Here is a 16,590-nt window from a genome sequence, read left to right as displayed (position 1 = left end):
GATGGCAGAGCAAGTAACAGTGGGCTGCAAATTGCCTAACGGTTTAGTGTTGGAAGTCGACGGCCATCGGCAGGCGGTCGCGGGTTACCGCGGCGAAGATGTGCGCATTATCGGCGGCTATGGCCTCACACCGGTCGATAAGGAACTGTGGGACGCCTGGCTGAAGATCCACAAAGATCAGCCGTATGTAAAAAACGGTGTGATCTTCGCGCAGGACAATGGCAACAGCGCCCGTGCGCAGGCCAAAGATCAGGAAAAGTTGAAGTCAGGCCTTGACCCATTGCCGCAAAACAACCCGGCACCGGGGATCAAGCGTGATGATGAAGCGATGAATAAAAAGGAGTAATGCATGGGCGCCGTGGTTTTCAACATCAAGGCATTTCGGGCGCTTTACCCGGCGTTTGCAACGGGATGCGGATCGGCGCCAAGTGATGACCTGCTCGAGGCGCTGTTCAATCAGGCCTCGACCCTCTACCTCGATAATACCGATGAAAGCAAAGTGCAGGATCTGAAAGAGCGCGAGCAGTTATTTTTCCTGCTTGTTGCTCATCTCTGTGCGTTGCGCGGATTTGGTTCAGGACAGTCGGGCGGTCAGGGAAGCGGCCTTGTTGGCCGCATTACCAGTGCCTCAGAGGGATCGGTTTCTGTATCGGTGGACAGCGCCGGCAGTAACGATCAGTCATGGTGGTATCTGCAGACTCCCTATGGCGCGGATTATTGGCAAGCGACCGCGCCCTACAGGACGATGGTTTATCACCCGGGCTCATCGCCATCGCGCTATCCAGATCACTACTATCGGCCGGTCAGGCGGGGGCGCTAAATGGGTGCCAGTGTTCGCGGCGGTGCCGCGTTTAAAGCGCGCCTGGCGCAAATTGCCGACGGCCTGTCTTCGGGCAAGAGCCTCAAGGTGGGTTTTTTGGCCGATGCGACCTATGAAGACGGGACCCCGGTTGCGCTGGTGGCCGCCGCGAACGAGTTCGGAAAAATGGTGATGACCAAGGCCGGGGAGTCCTATTTTCAGCTGCCGCGGCCTTTTTTCCGCAACATGATTTCAGCCAACAGTGCGCAGTGGCCCGGTGAGTTTTCGCAGCTTATCCGTTCATCAAATTATGATGCGCGGTTAGCGCTTGGATTGATGGGGGAGCGGATAAAAAGCCAGCTGCAGGACTCTATCCGTGAGCTCAACTCTCCGCCGTTGGCGGAATCGACCATTAAGCGCAAAGGGTTCGATAAGCCGCTGGTCGACACTGGCCACATGCAGAACAGCGTCGACTATGCCGTTGATGGAGGTGATGAGTGAATTTGCACGGTATTGTTTCGCGCGCCGTCGGCGCGGTTAATCCCTTCGTTGAGGCGCAGATTTATCGATCGCTCGGTGCTGAAAAACGTGAGGATTATTCCCGGGCGCCGGCCTATGACGCGCCCATTCCGATGATGGTACAAAAACAGGCTGTTACCCAGGGCGACACACGGCACCTGGACAACCTGAATATTCAGGGGGTGTTCACGTCCATCTATACGAACGGGAACTGGTGCGGTGTGAGCCGACCGAAGCAGGTCGGCGGTGACAAATTCGTCATCGCGGGCGAAACGTGGCTTGTGGTGGCGGTGCCGGAGAACTGGCCGGATTGGACGAGGGTTGTTGCATGTCTGCAAACGTAACGCTCTCGATCACTGAAAGCGATCTCTATAAAGCCCTTGGCGATTTTCTCCAGGGGCTTTTTGTTGATGCGCAGATCGAGCGCACCCAGCAAAACGGGGTGCCGATGCCACAGGGCGAATTTATCGCGATGACTTCGCTGAATTCCGCCGGGTTGTCTACGGCAGTGGTGAAGTACTCCCCGCCACTGGAGGCCGGACTGGGTATTCAACACATCACGCGGACAACGCGCTGGGAATGTCAGCTTGATTTCTTTGGCGACAGCGCGGAGCGAAATTCCCTGATGTTCGCCACGCTGATCCGCTCGGAGTTTGGCACCTCCGCTTTTCGCTGCTCCGGGGGCGTCTTAACGCCGCTCTACTGTAGCGATCCCCGTCAGACCACGATGATTAACGGCGAGTGGCAATACGAACCGCGCTGGACGCTGGAATTCATCGCGCAAATCAAACCGGTGGTCAGTGCGCCTCTGGCGTTCTTCGACAACGTGACCATCAAAACGACCACAACGGAGTCCATCGATGGCAATTCCAATCAGTAAAGACGTAAAAATCAAACCGGGCGTGCTATCCGCCGTGGGTAATGCGGTCGACCTCAACGGCCTGCTTTTAACCGACAGCCCTTACGTACCGATCGGCGACGTCCCTTCGTTTTCGTCACCCTCGAGCGTGGCCGATTATTTCGGTGGTGACTCTGACGAATACGTTATGGCATCCATGTATTTTCAGGGCTACAACAACGCGACAAAATCTCCGGGGGCGTTGCTGTTCGCCCGATTCAACCGCGCGCCGGCGGCCGCATGGTTGCGCAGCGGATCGTTCAAAGGGGTGACGGTCGAGGAGCTGAAAAAAATCTCCGGTACGCTCACGATCAGCATCAGCGGGAAGAATGCCAGTGCGGAAGTCAATTTCAGCGCGGTAACCAGTTTTGCGGAGGCGGCCGCCGCGTTGCAAACCTCATTGACGGCCGCCGTGGCGACGGTGGTATATGACACCACGCACAATGCCTTCATCATCACTGCTGCCGGCGCCAAGCCGGAAGCGACGACTATCGCGTATGCGACCGGCACCGCAGTGGCACCCATGAAGATGACCAGCGATCTCGGCGCCAAGACCTCCCAGGGGGCGCCGGCGGCAGTGGTTCCCGCGCTGTTCACGGCAATCATCGCCAAGTCGCAGCAGTGGGCCTCATTTTCGACCGTTTTCGAGTGCAAGGATGATGAACACCTGGCGTTGTCCGCATGGGCCAGCGCGCAGGAGGAGCGCTTTTTCTATGTGGCCTGGACCACCAACGAAAAAGCCCGAGTTACGGGCAATCAGGAGCACATCGCGTACAAGATCATCACCGTGAACAATTACGGGAGTGTCGTACCGGTGTTCTGCACTGACGTGAAAAAACCTGCATCCGTATTGGGATATGCCGCTGCGCTGGACTTTACCCGCCCAGAAGGGCGCGTGCCGTTCAAATTCCGCGAATACAACGGGCTGGCGGCCGATGTGACCAGCGGGGATGAGTACGACGTGCTGATCGCCAATGGCTATAACTTCTACGGCAAGTACGCCGCCAATAACATCGTCGAGGATTATTGGGCAGATGGCTCGATCACCGGCGATTTCAAATGGCTGGACAGCTTCGCCGGGCAAATTTGGCTGAACGCCAACCTGCAGGGCGCGGTGCTGGCGCTGTTCAAATCCAACAAGACGATCCCCTACAACAACGCCGGGCGCGCGCTGGTTGCAACCTCGATGACCGATGTGATCGAGCAGTTTAAAGCATGGGGCGGCATTCGTGCCGGGGTGACACTGTCCGCGGCGCAAAAACTGGAGATCAGCAACGCAGTAGGGGAAGACGTGTCGGCGACAATTTTCGCGACGGGGTACTACCTCTATGTCGGTGAAATGCTGCCGGCCCTTCGACCAGGTCGCACCAGCCCGAACTGCGCGTTGTGGTACAGCGACGGCGGCAGCATCCAGAAATTGAATATTGCATCGACGGAGGTTCAATAATGTCCAACACCATCACTTCTGCCGACGCCATCATTACGCTGTCGGTAATGAACCTGTACCCGTCAGGCGTGCAGCTGCAGGGCTTCGCTGCGGATAATATCTACGGGACCGACACGCTGAGCCTGGCGGAAACGGTGCGCGGCGCCGACGGCAAGTTATCGGCCGGCTTCATTTACGGCAACATCAACCAGACGATCTACATTATGCCGGATTCGGAAAGCCGGGACGTGTTCGATACCTGGGCGACCACATCGCGCGCCAGCGTGGCGGTGTTCCGCTGCAATGCAACGGTTATCTTGCCGGCGCTCAAGCGCAAATATAAATGCGTGAACGGCGTGCTGAAGCAGTGGAAGGCGCTACCGGATGCCGGCCGCATTCTGCAGGCCAGCCAGGCGATCATCGAATGGGAATCCATCACTCCGGAGGCGTTTAACTGATGGCACGTAAAGAGACGTTTATCACTATCGACGCCGCCGGGCGCGATCAGGGCAAGGTTTTCAACATCAAGGAAATGTCGGCGTCACAGGCCGAATGGTGGGCTTTGCGGGCGCTCATGGCGATGGGGCGCGGCGGCGTCGAGATCCCCGATAATTTACGCAGCATGGGGATCGCGGCGATGGCTGTTGAGGGCTTAAAGGCGATTTCGAAGATCCCCCCGGATGAGGCCAAGCCGCTGCTTGATGAGTTGATGACCTGTGTTCAGGCCGTGCCGAATCCAGCGGATAAAACCGTGGTTCGCCCTTTGATTGAAGCCGATATCGATGAAGTGGCCACACGCCTTAACCTGCGCGCGGAGGTGTTCAAACTGCACGTGGATTTTTTCGCTACCGCCGGCCGCTAGATATCCCGCCTCGTTTTGCCAATCCTGACAGGCCGTTTGGGCTTGTCGATTACACCAATGTCCCGCACACCATCGCCACCGTGATTTCCGCCGGCAAAGCCTCCAAGGCTGAGCTGGATGCGGTGCTTGGTGTGCAGGACCTGTGGGATTTGTTGGAAATCATCCAGGTGGACGCCCATAACGCACGCGTAATGCAGGAGGGGAAATAGTGGCAATGGTACTTGACGAGCTCGTCCTCGCCCTGGGTATTGACGACAAAAACTTCAGCGCTGGCGAGCAGGCGGTAGTGGCCGGGCTTGACCGCCTGACAGCGGTCATGGAGAACGTTGCGCAGGCGTTCGACACCGGCGAGAAGAAAAGCAGCGAGGCGCTGGATAAAACCGGGAAAAAAGCCGACAAAACAGCCAAAGACATGGAAGCCAGCGGCAAAAAAGCGGCGTCGTTCTTTTCCAGTATTCGCGCCCAGGTGCTGGCGCTGGCCGGCGTCACGTTGTCGCTGGGCGGCCTCAAAAGCTTTGTTACCGGATTCACCAGTAACCTGAACCAATTGGCGACGGCGGCCGATGCCTTTGGCATGTCGGCCAAATCGCTGGATGGCTGGACCAAGGCGGGCGAGGCGTTCGGTGTCAGTGCCAATGAGATTGTTGGCGCGTTCTCCCGCATCAACGATGCAAAGGCACGCTTAAAATCTGGCCTTGGGCTGGATCCACAACTTCAAAGCCTGCTACTGGCCGCCAACCAGGCGGGCGCCAATATCGATCTGGGCCGGGATGGGACTGAAGATATTGTCCGCAAATTGGCAGCCGCGTTTCCAAACCTGAATAAGGATCAGCAGCAGGCCTATGGCAGTGAGCTGGGGTATGGCTACGCTGCGCAGCAATGGTTCGGCTCTGGCCATGCGTTGAGCGATGTTGACCGATTTACAGCGCGCTCAGGCGTTGACGATCAGTCAATCGCGGCGGCGCGAAAGTTTCGCCAGCAGTGGGCAGAGATCAGCCAGGCCTTTGAGAAAACGGGATATATCCTCTTTAACGCGTTGCTGCCTTACATCAAACAGTTCAACGCGTGGCTGAACGATCTGGCGAGCTGGATGGCACAGCACCCGGATGAAATCAAAGCCGCAGTGCAGGGCGTGTTCGATGTTCTGTCGAGCATTGTCGGTATCGCCGGTGAAGCCGCCAATGCGGTAGGAGGCTGGCAGAACGCCATTCTGCTGCTGGTTAGCGCATCGGTGGGTGGCAAGCTGCTTTCCCTGTTTAAAGGACTGAGCGGGGCGCTGATGGGGCCTGCCGGCCTTATTGCAGCTCTGGTGGCGCTTGAGGAGTTTGTCATTAAACCCCTCGAGGAAAAATACCCTGCGCTGAAAAATAACCCCGTTGCGGATGCCCTGAACAATCTGCCATTCAGTGACAAGGTAGAGGGGTGGGGAAAATCCGCTCACGATTGGGTTAAGGATACATTCGGGATCAATCTTCCGCGTGGTGATGGTTACGGGCAAGACCAGGCTCCGACGCAGTTTGCTCAATCTGTACGCCGGCCACAGCCAACAAAGGCCGGTGAGGAAATGCTGGCGTGGCTGCAGCCGAAACTCAGCAAGCTGGAGGAAACGTTCGGGCTCCCTGCCGGGCTGCTGCGCAGCATGGTGATCACGGAGTCTGGCGGCGATACTCAGGCCGTATCGAAAGCGGGCGCCAAAGGGCCATTTCAGTTCATGCCCGGCACGGCGAAGGACTTCGGACTGGTCGGCGATGACGTTTTTGATCCGGAGAAATCAGCCCATGCTGCAGCGCGCTACATGTCGCAGCTGCTGAAAATGTTCGATGGTGATCTGGGTAAGGCGCTGGCGGCGTATAACTGGGGCCAGGGTAATGTTGAGCGCAAAGGGCTCGGCGCGGCCCCGCAGGAAACGCGGGAATACGTGCCGAAGGTGTTATCCAACTTGCCGCAGCCGGGCGCAGGCATGGCGGCGCAGGCGCGCCAGCCGGTCGGCGGTTCGCAATCCACGATCACCGAAACAACCCATATCGGCACTCTGCAGGTGAATTCGCCGGCGGACAGCACGAAAGGGATCATTGACGACGCAAGGCAAAAAATTAATCGCTCCAGCCTTGTGGGCGTGTATGCATCGGGAGTATCGACATGAGGTTTTCCCTGAATCAGGCCACTGTACTGAATGCTGTGCGGGGCGGTGGCCTGCTGTCTGTCGTTAACAGCGTGTTGGCACCGGGATACGGAGTTTATTATGCCTCCGGCGCCAGTGTCGGCACGAAGCCCTTTTCGCCAACGTCATTTGTCGTTATCGAAGTGGGGGGCGAAGCGTCGATCACCACGGCGCCGATCGAGCGAGGTGGTTACACCTCATTCAACAAGGTGCAGCGGCCGGCAGAATTACACATTACGTTTACCGTGGAAGGCTGGACAGGGTTTTCAGGCGGGCTTCCGAACCTGACCAATCTCACGCTGACATCCCGCTCGGACGTGCTGGCCACCCTGGAGACGATGCGCACAACGGCGGAGGTTTATGACATCGAAACCCCCGACAAAACCTATTCGTCCTATGACCTGACCAAATACGATTATCGGATCCGAAGCGACGGCGGCCCGACGTTGCTTACGGTAACGGCGGTTTTTCAGGACGTGCAGGACGTGGCCGAGGTGACCGTCAGCAGCGAGACATCGCAGGCCGACACTACCAATAATCAAATCACCCTGGGAGCGAGCGCCAAAACGGAGCTCGTTACCTCTTCAACGAGTGGTTCCACCCTTTCTGATGTGAAGAAAGCGATCTCCGGCGTGCAGCGCTCGGCGTCGGAATTGGTTGGGAACATTGCCGATAAGGTTTCGTCAGCGGTCGAGGATGTGACCAAACCTCTCGGAGAGGTCACCGTCAGCGCGACGCAAAAGTTGGATGCGGCGGTTAAGCAATTGGCGCGGAGTTTAACCTGATGCTGGAAATTGTACTCAAGCCCCTCAAGTCTCAACGATTCACCGTCTCCCTGAATAATCAGGCCTGTGAAATTCGTCTGGCACAGCGTACCACGGGGCTATATATCGATCTGACCGTTAACGGCACTCCCTGCCTGCAGGGGGTGTTGTGCCTGAACGGCAACAAGATCGTGCGTTACGTCTATCTGCCATTCGCCGGCGAATTATTTTTCGCTGACCTGGCGGGAAACGCGGATCCTGAATGGTCCGGCCTGGGTGAGCGTTTCAAACTTTACTACCTTGCGCCGGAGGAAATGCCGTGAGCTATCAACAACGGGATATCAGGGTGGAGTTTACCCTGGCAGAGGGGCGAACGTTTGACGATCGGGGTAACGTGCTTACCGTCAAGAATGCGCGCTGCTATATAAGCCTGGCGGCGTATGGCGGGATTGCCGGCACGCAAATTACGCTTTATCTGTGGGGGCTCGTGGCCCAGCAGATGGCGGCGCTGAGCTACAAAGGGATTTGGATTGATGGGGCCAAGCCTAATCGGATCCGCGTATGGGCTGCTGACCGCCTGATTTTCGAAGGGTTTATCAGCGATGCATATGCGGATTACAACCAGGCGCCGGATGTGCCGCTGATTATTACGGCGAACATGATGTTTTATCTGCGGGCGAAAAAGGTGTCGCCATTCAGTGCGCAAGGTCCCGTTTCGATCGATGACATTTTGATGCCAATGGCATCATCAGTGGGGCTGAAATATGAGAATCAGGGCGTTAAACGCACACTGCCCGATCCGTATTTCCAGGGAGATATCACGCAGCAGATGATCGAGGCGGCACGGGCTGTTGATGCCGAGATCGATATCAACGTGGAGAAGGTGACGCTCTGGCCAAAGGGAGTATCCCGAAAAGAGCCGGCATTGCTCGTTTCTCCCGACCACGGATTAATCGGGTATCCCATTTTTACCAATGTTGGGCTGAGCATTTCGTGTCTGTTCTGTCCTGATATTTTTATTGGTCGCAAATTGTCGTTGGTGACCTCACTCCCGAACGCCAGCGGCCGCTATGCGGTGCTCGGTGCAATGCACACGTTAACCTCATGGATTGAGGGCGGCCAATGTTCAACATCCTGCGAATTGTTGCGGCAACCTGGGGGCTGATATGGAAAATTTTCATGTAAACGGCTCCGATCTGAATGGTGATATCAACGCGCAGGACTTCGTTATGCGCCAGTTTCTGGGGCGTCATGCGTTTATCACGTTGGGTAGGGTGATCAATGCCAATGGGGAGCACGTGGACATTCGCCCTATGGTGATGGCCGTCGCTGGTGACGGCTCACCTATCCCGCATGAGGTAATTTACAACGTGCCGGTATGGCGTCTGCAGGGTGGCCAAAGTGCGGTGATTATGCCACCGAAAGCTGGTGATATTGGGTTCATAGCGATTTGCGATCGGGATATCAGCGGGGTTAAAGCCACGCGCCAGCCCGCGATGCCGGGATCAAGGCGCACGCACAGCCTGTCAGATGCGATCTATCTGGGTGGTGTGCTGAATGGCGACCCGGTGCAATTTGTCGAGTTTGCTGATCAGCAGATCAATGTAACTTCACCCTGGAAAATCACGCTGAATGCGCCGGATGTTGAAACCAGTGCATCGAAGCGCTTTGCCGTTAACTCGCCGGAAATCGCACTGAACGGCGCGACCGAGGTGAGCCAGAAGTTTACAGCTAAAGGCAAAGCGGACTTGTCCGGCGGCGCCACGATTGGTGGCATCGAGTTTGGTGACCACGTGCATGGTGGCGTGCAATCAGGTAGCGCGCAGACGAATAAACCGCAACAGGGGGCATGATGCAAACTCGCTCACTTCTTCTCGATACGAATACCTGGGATCTGATGCTGGACGACAAAGGCAACCTGGCGGTCACGGACAATCCTTATGCGGTGGCGCAGGATGTGGCGTGCGCCTGCAGCACTTTCCTTGGCGAGTGTTGGTATGACAACACGCTCGGAATTCCTTATTACCCGCGGATCCTCGGCCATTGGCCCGGCACGCAGCTGATTAACACAAAAATGCAGCAGGAGGCGATGAAACTGCCGACGGTCTCCAGCGCGTTGTGTACGGCAGTCTCAGATGGCGATCGCCGCATTGGTGGCGTAATGACGATCACCGATACCAATTTCAACGATTACACGGTGCTGTTATGACGGATGAAAACACCAATTACACAACTGCGGTACCGGCGGTTACGTTTTCAAAAACGGGGCTGCTGGTGCCGGATGAGGTGGACATACTAAACGGCCGGCTAACCGATTTCTCCACCGCGCTGGGGAGCTCGATGGGGACCAGCCTTACGAGCCCACAGGGACAGCTGGCGATGAGCGATTCGGCCATCATCGCCGATAAGAACGATCAGTTGCTGGCGATCGCGAACCAGGTGAACGCGGACTACAGCAGCGGCAGGTTTCAGGATGCGATTGGCCGGGTTTATTTCCTCGACCGCATCGGTGCCACCGGCACGACAGTAACCGGGACGTGCTCAGGGCTGGTGGATACGCTGATCCCTGCTGGAAGCCTGGCACAGGATGAAGCAGGGTATCTCTACGCCAGCCTGTCCGACGCCACGATCGGCGCCGCCGGTAGCGTTGATGTGGTTTTCCAGAACCTCACGACAGGCCCGATCGGTTGCCCCATTGGTGCGCTCAGCAAGGTCTACAAAGCGATCCCTGGCTGGTCTGGTGTGACGAACCGCGCCGCCGGGGTGCCGGGCAACAATGAGGAGAGCAGAGCCGACTTTGAGCACCGCCGACGCAATTCCGTTGCCAACAATGCCCGGAACACATTGAACGCGATCCGCGGCGAGATCCTCGCCAAAGTTCCCAACGTAGTGGATGTATACGTTACGCATAACCCGACCCCGGTAGACAGACAAGTCGGCTCATCCAAATATACATTGAAGAAAAACTCGTTCTACGTTGGCGTATATGGCGGAAAGGCTGAGGATATCGCGGATGCTATCTGGCGCAAGGCGCCGCCCGGTGTCGACATGAACGGTGATTCTTCATACACGATTGCAGATACCGACGGCTATGAGCCGCCATACCCGGAGTATGTGATCACCTGGCAAGGGTTGAAGCCGGTGAGCGTGTCAGTGAGGGGTATCCTGAAAAAAAGCGAATATTTACCATCGGACATTACCGATCAGGTAAAGGGTAAAGTGATCGCGGCATTCAATGGCGCTGATGGGGGCAATCGTGCGCGTGCAGCGGCTGCGCTGGCCGCCGGGCGATTCTATGCGGGCATTTACAGCATTGACCCTTCAAACATCGATATTCTCAGCCTGGCACTGAGCAGGGATGGTAACGCCTTTTCCTCATCCCTCCAGTTTGGAATCGACGAAATTCCGACGCTGGATCCGAACAATATCAGCGTAGAGCTGCAGGAGGTCTAAATTGCAGAATGTGGCCGCCACTGTGCTCGCACAGTACGCCGCCAGCCCCCGCCTTAACGCCCTGATCGGCAGCTTCAACGAAGCCGTTTCCCCCGACAAGTTCGTCGATGATTTTTACGATCTGATCTGGAACATCGAAACCGCAGAGACCTATGGCCTCGATGTGTGGGGAAAAATTGTGGACGTAAGCCGGCGGCTAACGGTCGACGACGACTTTAATTATTTGGGGTTCAGTGAGGCGCGGCTGGATACGCCAACGCGGACAGATCCCCGCCCATTTGACCAGGCGCCGTTCTATAGCGGTGAGAGCACAACGCAGACCATTGAACTTGCGGACCCGATCTATCGCCGTCTGATCATGATGAAAGCCATGAGCAATATCACCGATTGCTCAATACCGAATATCAATCGGATGTTGCGTTACATGTTCGGCGATCGGGGGCGCGCCTATATCCAGAACGATGGCGGAATGAAGATGAGCTATGTGTTCGAGTTTGAACTGTCGACCGCAGAGCTGGCTATCGTCCAGTCCTCCGGCGCGCTGCCGGCGCCGCCAGGTATTAACGTTTCAATAATTCAGAAGGCATAAAATGAAACTGACAGATAAACCGCGTCAGATTGCAGTGCCGTTCGCCAGCGGTACAGCTGACAAAAACACGATCCCCAATAATGCCACGCAGGAAACCAAGGAAAAGGGCAAAGCTGCCTATGACTCTGGCTTTCCGCCACTCACAATGACAGCAATCGCGGCTGGCGGTATCCCACCGCACGGGAAGGATTTTAACGGACTGCTGAACGACATCACTGCGGCAATTCGTTTTTCTCAAGCCGGCGGCCATTATACCTTTGATTCTGCTTTTGCTCAGGCTATCGGCGGATATGCAAAAGGCGCAACGGTATTAAGCGCTGACGGCTCGAAAATCTGGTGGAATACAGTTGAAGCGAACACAACAGATCCGGATGGCGCCAGTGCAGCGGGCTGGAAAAATCTGTTGGCGGATCCCAATGGGCTGTTTCTTCAAAAGTCACAAAACCTGGCGGATTTACAAAATAAAGCGGAGGGCCGGAAAAATCTTGAGCTCGGTACTGCTGCGACGAAAAACGTCGGCACTGGCAGTGGTAATGTAATGGAAATGGGCACGGCGGGTTTGGGTGTCGGGCCAATAGCCAAAAGCGACGCTTACAGTAACATCGCGCAGTTTTACCGCGTAAATGCCTCGGCAGCTAATAAGCCCCCAGCGGTGTCCGGGAACGTATCAGCTGGCGTTGTATGCTTGCCTATGGATGCCGCACCGTCCTCAGGCTACGTTGCTGTTGTTGGCGGTAATATGGCTGCGTATGTTGGTGTTTCTCAAGCAGTGGCTGGTGGGATTACCTGGGCGAGAATTTATACCGATAAGTTTAAACCTACTGCTGCTGATATTAATGCTGTTGCTAAGACTGGCGACACTATGACGGGACAATTGTTTTCCCCCGCTATTTCCACAACGCCAGGAGCAATTCCGTGGGGAGCTGGGCCATTTTCCGAACAGTTGAACAATCAGGCGCCATTCTTTCAGCCTAATTGGCAATGGCCTGTAACATCAGGCGGTGTTTATGTGCCAATAGTTAAAGGGGTGTCAACTCGACAAGGGCAAGGCTATCCAACTGCAGTGAGTTTTGGATATTTGCTCAGTGGTACGCCAAGCTTTGCACAAGCCTGCATCCATGCAAAGGGCGATAATACAGATGTAAATTGGCGATTTGACGCAAATGGCGGGAACTTCTATTGTCCAGGCGGAGTTTATGCAAATAATGCTATTTTTCATGTCGACGGTAATATTACCGGTAATATCTGGGGTGGGTATCTTAGTAACTGGCTGAATCAAAATATATCAAATGCGCAAAATAACGCTCAAAACTGGGCTTATCAAAATCTTGTCCAAAACGTCAGGCTCACTGGACGAATTAACCAGCCTGATACTGGGGGGCAAGTTAGAGCTCCTGACGGTTGCGTGTTTACTGGTATGTCTGGGGCCAACTATAACCCATCTATTTGGGCTTCTTATTCATATGTCCAAGTTTTAATTAATGGTTCTTGGCGAAATATAGGGACTTCTTAATCATGGTTAAATTTGAAAACTTTGCTATTTACAAGCCTGATTTTAAATCCACCGAAGAGAATGAGCCAGCATATAGACCTGATATTCTTTACGCCAGAGATAAAAATGGGCGAGACTGGTACGCCTGTCAGGCGGATTTTAGTCCAGACACGCTGAAGGTCATGTATGACGAGAATGGCATTATCGTCTGTATATCAAAAGACGTCACAGCAATTTTCCCTCCTGGTTTCTCAGTAGCAGAGGTGGCGATTAGCGAAACCCCACCTGAAGCGTGCAACGATATGACGTGGGTATATCGTGACGGAAGGGTGATTAAGCGCACCTACAGCTCTGCTGAAAAACGCAAGATGTTACAGGGGGAGAAAGAACGTCGTATCGCACGTGTTAACCACGTTACGCAAACCCTCAATAGCAAGTTGCTATTGGGTATGGCTACCGATGAAGAGAAAGCCAAATTGCGGGTATGGATGGACTACGTTAACGAGATCGAGAAGATCAGCGATGACACAGATCTTGAAAAAATCGTGTGGCCGGAACCAAAAATAAAGCCCTCATGGTAGAGGGCTGAATAGGTCAATTATTATCCGTTCCCAATGATACAATGGCTGTATTACCTGAAATGAACAGAGAATATTCCTTATTAGTTGAGATTGGTTTAATCCCACTGCTAATCATACGAGAAAGCACATTTTTATTGTTTTGTTCATCTCCATAACCATGCAGAGTCTGCGGGAACCCTTTGTTAATTAGTTGAAAAGAGGCTAAAAACTCAGATGCAGGGCTAAGGAAATAGCCTATTAATGGTTTGTTGTCCACTAACAATTTAGCCCTTTCATTTATATTGACCTGGCCAACTGTTCCGATGGTGGTAATTTCATTATGAGTGAGCAAGTCACGACTGATCATGTTAAAAATAAAATCTTCATACTCGCGCTGTGATTTAATGGCACTGCCTAATTGTGCGCTGAATGCAATTGCTGTAATAACGGGAATTAGTGATAAATATTTCATTTTTGGTAAAAAATAAACAATGGGAATCGAAATTAAAACAAGACACGCTGAGAAGGAAACTAAAGTCCTGGGGAATACCGGAGCATCTTTAAGAAATATGGTTGGCCCCATCAGTGAAACTAAAAATATAATTAGGGAAATAACCAAATAAAGGCTGAATGATAATATTGATTTTTTCTTATGGCGATTTGCAAACAACATGAAAATCAAGCCAGCAACAACTGGAATCAAAAAATAAATATAAACCGGGCCATAGAAATATGATAGCACCATGTTTTTTAATGAACTAAGCGTAGAGGCTAAATGCTCTAGCCCTTCAGTATTAGCTGATATGATCTCTGCGCGTGAATTACTTTTTGCAGCAAAGAATAACATGTAAACCATGTAAAAAGAGACGAATAAAGCTGTTTTTTTAAGTATTCTTCTTATAATGTCAGTGGCTTTACAGTCATTTTTTACTGCTGCGATCATTACGTCTACAGCAAGTAAACCAATAAATACATTTGCGCATGGTTGGTATATGGTTAAAGATAGTACGCCAGCGAAAAGTTTTACTAAAGTTTGTCTGGTAGGATTACTGGCTGTATAGGTATAAGCCATAACCGCTAGGAAAAAAGCAATGGACATGCCTAAAGAGTCATATCTGTAAGCGATATTTTGCAGCATGAATGGATTAAAAATTAGAAGAGCCGCAACTAATTTGTGTGAAGGAATTTCTAACCTCGATAAATGGTCGCTAAGTAAAAGCGATGCCCCACCGATAAACAAGCAGGAAGCAATCATAGTATAGGGATATAGATCAAGGTTATAGTGGCCACTGGCGGATAAAACTTTCATGAGAATATCTGCAACAGGCCGACCTAATCCTCTCCATCCATACTGACCAGTTATGGCTCTATCTAGATCATCCCTATAAAAAATACCAGCTTGGATTAATGGATAAATAAAAAGAAGAGCAATCCCTGAGTAAAGGAGCAGTGCTTTTTTGTCGATTTTACAAAACATTTTAATTCTCATCTCACTTCTTTATTATATAGCGTGGGCGACGTTTGGTTTCAATGTATATTCTACCAATATATTCCCCAAGCACTCCGATTCCTATAAGCTGTACACCGCCAAGGAAAAGAATGGAAACAATAATTGAAGGGTAGCCAGCTACCGGGTTTCCCCAAATAACCTTATCTATGATCATCCATGCGCCATACATGAAGGAAATTGCAGCAACAAAAAATCCAATGTAAGCCCAAACACGAAGAGGGAAGGTGGAAAAACTTGTAATTCCCTCTATTGCCAAATTCCAAAGCTTCCAGCCATTAAATTTGCTGGTTCCTGCGACTCGCTCGGCTCTAGAGTATTCAACAATTTCAACATTTCCGCCAACCCAGCTAAGGATACCTTTCATAAATAGGTTTCTCTCTGGAAGTAATTTAATGCTTTCTACCACTTCCCTGGTCATCAGCCTAAAATCACCTACATTCTCTTCTATGGCCGGTTTACTTATTTTATTGTGTACTCGATAAAACCATTCTGCTGTTTTTCTCTTCATTCGGCCATCGCATTGCCTATCCATACGTTTAGCCAACACCACGTCTGCACCATCTTGCCACTTATTCAATAATAGTGGGATAACATCAATTGGATCTTGAAGGTCAACGTCAATTGGGATAATAGCATCACCGGTAGCGGCTTCCAAACCAGCAAATAATGCAGGTTCTTTCCCGAAATTCCTGGAAAAATTTATCGATTTAACATTTTGATCATCATTAGATAAGGAAGACAGTATTTCTTCCGTTCTATCTGAGCTACCATCGTTGACGAAAACGATCTCTACATCTATATGCTGAAAAGGTTTAAACTGACGCACAGATTGGTAGAATAGAGGAATTGCTTCTTCCTCGTTGAATACGGGAACTACAAGTGAAATTTTCATTTATCTTCCCTGAAGACAACTAACTTAGAATAAATGAAGCCACAGATTAGGCTGATCACTGAAAAAGTAACGAGAGTTACAATTGGGTTTGCATGTAGCATATCTGCTGCCCAACCGACAGAGAATGCCATACCTCCCATAAACAACACATACACCATATAGCGGTAAGTTGTAGCTTGTGCCTTGAACGTCCACTTGGCGTTAGCAAAGAACGAAACGGTTACAGCGATGCCAAAAGCGACAACATTTGAAACTGATTGTGAGAAACCGCTAAAGAGCATGAGCCCAAAAACAGCCCAGTGAGCCAGGGTATTCATTACCCCTACAGATGCATAACGTATAAAAGTATTCAATGCGTAAAATTCTTAAATGTTGGTTTGCTATATTCTGCCATCGCATGATATTGATGGCAAAATTTTCTAGCCCATCAAGATGATAAGTAAGCACAATCACTATCGTTGGGGCATGGTGACTTACTGTAGTAACAACGTATGACTCCCAGCACGCCGTCCGTCAGCGTTGCCTCACGCCACCTGATAGTTGGGTTCTGGCGCTCCTCTCAGACTGATATCTCAAGGGATAATGTCGCGATAAACATCAGCACAGTGTTCTACTTGTGGATGCGAAAACGCGCTGAAGGTCGAACTTCGATCGTGAGTTGTAGC

Annotated in this window: 21 protein-coding genes; 18 read left to right on the top strand and 3 right to left on the bottom strand. The window is 52.4% G+C overall.

Going from position 1 to position 16,590, the window contains the following annotated elements; genetic code table 11:
• Nucleotide 1 precedes the first annotated feature (1 nt).
• From ACJ8J1_RS09745 to ACJ8J1_RS09660, 18 genes are all read left to right on the top strand, one after another.
• Entirely contained in the window at nucleotides 2-346 is a 345-nt protein-coding gene (locus tag ACJ8J1_RS09745) for a hypothetical protein (RefSeq protein ID WP_038875754.1), read from the top strand.
• A gap of 3 nt (nucleotides 347-349) precedes the next feature.
• Nucleotides 350-820, top strand: a complete 471-nt coding sequence (locus ACJ8J1_RS09740) for a DUF4054 domain-containing protein (protein WP_038875751.1) — start codon at nucleotides 350-352, stop codon at nucleotides 818-820.
• Complete coding sequence (locus ACJ8J1_RS09735) at nucleotides 821-1,300, top strand: hypothetical protein (protein ID WP_038875748.1); 480 nt, start codon at nucleotides 821-823, stop codon at nucleotides 1,298-1,300.
• Nucleotides 1,297-1,662, top strand: coding sequence for a hypothetical protein (locus ACJ8J1_RS09730; protein WP_047730615.1), 366 nt, complete (start codon nucleotides 1,297-1,299; stop codon nucleotides 1,660-1,662). The genes ACJ8J1_RS09735 and ACJ8J1_RS09730 overlap by 4 nt, the downstream gene beginning before the upstream one ends.
• Nucleotides 1,647-2,198: a phage neck terminator protein gene (locus tag ACJ8J1_RS09725; RefSeq protein ID WP_149572530.1), complete on the top strand. Its 552-nt coding sequence runs from the start codon at nucleotides 1,647-1,649 to the stop codon at nucleotides 2,196-2,198. Before ACJ8J1_RS09730 ends, ACJ8J1_RS09725 begins: the two co-directional genes overlap by 16 nt.
• On the top strand, nucleotides 2,179-3,663 hold the full coding sequence (locus ACJ8J1_RS09720; RefSeq protein WP_342183475.1) for a DUF3383 domain-containing protein: 1,485 nt from the start codon (nucleotides 2,179-2,181) through the stop codon (nucleotides 3,661-3,663). Before ACJ8J1_RS09725 ends, ACJ8J1_RS09720 begins: the two co-directional genes overlap by 20 nt.
• A complete protein-coding gene (locus ACJ8J1_RS09715) occupies nucleotides 3,663-4,100 on the top strand; it encodes a phage tail fiber protein (RefSeq protein ID WP_284595102.1) in 438 nt (145 codons plus the stop codon). The genes ACJ8J1_RS09720 and ACJ8J1_RS09715 overlap by 1 nt, the downstream gene beginning before the upstream one ends.
• Nucleotides 4,100-4,504 carry a hypothetical protein gene (locus ACJ8J1_RS09710; RefSeq protein WP_342183473.1) on the top strand — a complete coding sequence of 135 codons (405 nt, stop codon included), beginning with the start codon at nucleotides 4,100-4,102 and terminating at the stop codon, nucleotides 4,502-4,504. Before ACJ8J1_RS09715 ends, ACJ8J1_RS09710 begins: the two co-directional genes overlap by 1 nt.
• Before the next feature lie 208 nt (nucleotides 4,505-4,712).
• Nucleotides 4,713-6,647 carry a transglycosylase SLT domain-containing protein gene (locus ACJ8J1_RS09705; protein ID WP_342183471.1) on the top strand — a complete coding sequence of 645 codons (1,935 nt, stop codon included), beginning with the start codon at nucleotides 4,713-4,715 and terminating at the stop codon, nucleotides 6,645-6,647.
• On the top strand, nucleotides 6,644-7,450 hold the full coding sequence (locus ACJ8J1_RS09700; protein ID WP_342183470.1) for a phage baseplate protein: 807 nt from the start codon (nucleotides 6,644-6,646) through the stop codon (nucleotides 7,448-7,450). Before ACJ8J1_RS09705 ends, ACJ8J1_RS09700 begins: the two co-directional genes overlap by 4 nt.
• On the top strand, nucleotides 7,450-7,752 hold the full coding sequence (locus ACJ8J1_RS09695) for a phage baseplate plug family protein (RefSeq protein ID WP_182264660.1): 303 nt from the start codon (nucleotides 7,450-7,452) through the stop codon (nucleotides 7,750-7,752). The genes ACJ8J1_RS09700 and ACJ8J1_RS09695 overlap by 1 nt, the downstream gene beginning before the upstream one ends.
• On the top strand, nucleotides 7,749-8,594 hold the full coding sequence (locus ACJ8J1_RS09690; RefSeq protein WP_342183468.1) for a baseplate hub protein: 846 nt from the start codon (nucleotides 7,749-7,751) through the stop codon (nucleotides 8,592-8,594). Before ACJ8J1_RS09695 ends, ACJ8J1_RS09690 begins: the two co-directional genes overlap by 4 nt.
• A gap of 1 nt (nucleotide 8,595) precedes the next feature.
• Nucleotides 8,596-9,282, top strand: coding sequence for a Gp138 family membrane-puncturing spike protein (locus ACJ8J1_RS09685; RefSeq protein WP_342183467.1), 687 nt, complete (start codon nucleotides 8,596-8,598; stop codon nucleotides 9,280-9,282).
• Complete coding sequence (locus ACJ8J1_RS09680; RefSeq protein WP_038875867.1) at nucleotides 9,282-9,638, top strand: hypothetical protein; 357 nt, start codon at nucleotides 9,282-9,284, stop codon at nucleotides 9,636-9,638. The genes ACJ8J1_RS09685 and ACJ8J1_RS09680 overlap by 1 nt, the downstream gene beginning before the upstream one ends.
• Nucleotides 9,635-10,882: a baseplate J/gp47 family protein gene (locus ACJ8J1_RS09675; RefSeq protein WP_122004114.1), complete on the top strand. Its 1,248-nt coding sequence runs from the start codon at nucleotides 9,635-9,637 to the stop codon at nucleotides 10,880-10,882. The genes ACJ8J1_RS09680 and ACJ8J1_RS09675 overlap by 4 nt, the downstream gene beginning before the upstream one ends.
• Nucleotide 10,883: 1 nt before the next feature.
• Nucleotides 10,884-11,471 carry a DUF2612 domain-containing protein gene (locus ACJ8J1_RS09670; RefSeq protein ID WP_089191830.1) on the top strand — a complete coding sequence of 196 codons (588 nt, stop codon included), beginning with the start codon at nucleotides 10,884-10,886 and terminating at the stop codon, nucleotides 11,469-11,471.
• Between the two features lies 1 nt (nucleotide 11,472).
• Nucleotides 11,473-12,984 (top strand): hypothetical protein, encoded by a 1,512-nt coding sequence (locus ACJ8J1_RS09665; protein ID WP_342183463.1) that lies wholly within the window; start codon nucleotides 11,473-11,475, stop codon nucleotides 12,982-12,984.
• 2 nt (nucleotides 12,985-12,986) lie between these two features.
• A complete protein-coding gene (locus ACJ8J1_RS09660) occupies nucleotides 12,987-13,544 on the top strand; it encodes a tail fiber assembly protein (RefSeq protein ID WP_122004116.1) in 558 nt (185 codons plus the stop codon).
• A 13-nt stretch (nucleotides 13,545-13,557) separates the two neighbouring features.
• On the opposite strand, the gene ACJ8J1_RS09655 is transcribed toward ACJ8J1_RS09660, so the two are convergent.
• The 3 genes from ACJ8J1_RS09655 to ACJ8J1_RS09645 are packed head-to-tail and all read right to left on the bottom strand — an operon-like array spanning nucleotide 13,558 to nucleotide 16,278.
• Nucleotides 13,558-15,012 carry a glucosyltransferase domain-containing protein gene (locus ACJ8J1_RS09655; RefSeq protein ID WP_240993284.1) on the bottom strand — a complete coding sequence of 485 codons (1,455 nt, stop codon included), beginning with the start codon at nucleotides 15,010-15,012 and terminating at the stop codon, nucleotides 13,558-13,560.
• 1 nt (nucleotide 15,013) lies between these two features.
• Nucleotides 15,014-15,925 (bottom strand): glycosyltransferase family 2 protein, encoded by a 912-nt coding sequence (locus ACJ8J1_RS09650; protein ID WP_060447306.1) that lies wholly within the window; start codon nucleotides 15,923-15,925, stop codon nucleotides 15,014-15,016.
• On the bottom strand, nucleotides 15,922-16,278 hold the full coding sequence (locus ACJ8J1_RS09645; protein ID WP_122004117.1) for a GtrA family protein: 357 nt from the start codon (nucleotides 16,276-16,278) through the stop codon (nucleotides 15,922-15,924). The genes ACJ8J1_RS09650 and ACJ8J1_RS09645 overlap by 4 nt, the downstream gene beginning before the upstream one ends.
• Nucleotides 16,279-16,590 lie beyond the last annotated feature (312 nt).

It is taken from the genome of Serratia sp. CY37869 (assembly GCF_052168895.1).
GTDB classification, from domain to species: domain Bacteria; phylum Pseudomonadota; class Gammaproteobacteria; order Enterobacterales; family Enterobacteriaceae; genus Serratia; species Serratia ureilytica.
The sequence above is the reverse complement of the archived record's forward strand: the minus strand, read 5'-3'. Positions and strand labels throughout refer to the sequence as shown.

Bases quoted from the DNA above. Each gene is read 5' to 3' on its own strand.
- ACJ8J1_RS09680 (WP_038875867.1), top strand. From the start codon at position 9,282: ATGCAAACTCGCTCACTTCTTCTCGATACGAATACCTGGGATCTGATG.
- ACJ8J1_RS09655 (WP_240993284.1), bottom strand. From the start codon at position 15,012: ATGAGAATTAAAATGTTTTGTAAAATCGACAAAAAAGCACTGCTCCTT.
- ACJ8J1_RS09745 (WP_038875754.1), top strand. From the start codon at position 2: ATGGCAGAGCAAGTAACAGTGGGCTGCAAATTGCCTAACGGTTTAGTG.
- ACJ8J1_RS09660 (WP_122004116.1), top strand. From the start codon at position 12,987: ATGGTTAAATTTGAAAACTTTGCTATTTACAAGCCTGATTTTAAATCC.
- ACJ8J1_RS09715 (WP_284595102.1), top strand. From the start codon at position 3,663: ATGTCCAACACCATCACTTCTGCCGACGCCATCATTACGCTGTCGGTA.
- ACJ8J1_RS09685 (WP_342183467.1), top strand. From the start codon at position 8,596: ATGGAAAATTTTCATGTAAACGGCTCCGATCTGAATGGTGATATCAAC.
- ACJ8J1_RS09675 (WP_122004114.1), top strand. From the start codon at position 9,635: ATGACGGATGAAAACACCAATTACACAACTGCGGTACCGGCGGTTACG.
- ACJ8J1_RS09740 (WP_038875751.1), top strand. From the start codon at position 350: ATGGGCGCCGTGGTTTTCAACATCAAGGCATTTCGGGCGCTTTACCCG.
- ACJ8J1_RS09700 (WP_342183470.1), top strand. From the start codon at position 6,644: ATGAGGTTTTCCCTGAATCAGGCCACTGTACTGAATGCTGTGCGGGGC.
- ACJ8J1_RS09695 (WP_182264660.1), top strand. From the start codon at position 7,450: ATGCTGGAAATTGTACTCAAGCCCCTCAAGTCTCAACGATTCACCGTC.
- ACJ8J1_RS09665 (WP_342183463.1), top strand. From the start codon at position 11,473: ATGAAACTGACAGATAAACCGCGTCAGATTGCAGTGCCGTTCGCCAGC.
- ACJ8J1_RS09720 (WP_342183475.1), top strand. From the start codon at position 2,179: ATGGCAATTCCAATCAGTAAAGACGTAAAAATCAAACCGGGCGTGCTA.
- ACJ8J1_RS09725 (WP_149572530.1), top strand. From the start codon at position 1,647: ATGTCTGCAAACGTAACGCTCTCGATCACTGAAAGCGATCTCTATAAA.
- ACJ8J1_RS09650 (WP_060447306.1), bottom strand. From the start codon at position 15,925: ATGAAAATTTCACTTGTAGTTCCCGTATTCAACGAGGAAGAAGCAATT.
- ACJ8J1_RS09710 (WP_342183473.1), top strand. From the start codon at position 4,100: ATGGCACGTAAAGAGACGTTTATCACTATCGACGCCGCCGGGCGCGAT.
- ACJ8J1_RS09735 (WP_038875748.1), top strand. From the start codon at position 821: ATGGGTGCCAGTGTTCGCGGCGGTGCCGCGTTTAAAGCGCGCCTGGCG.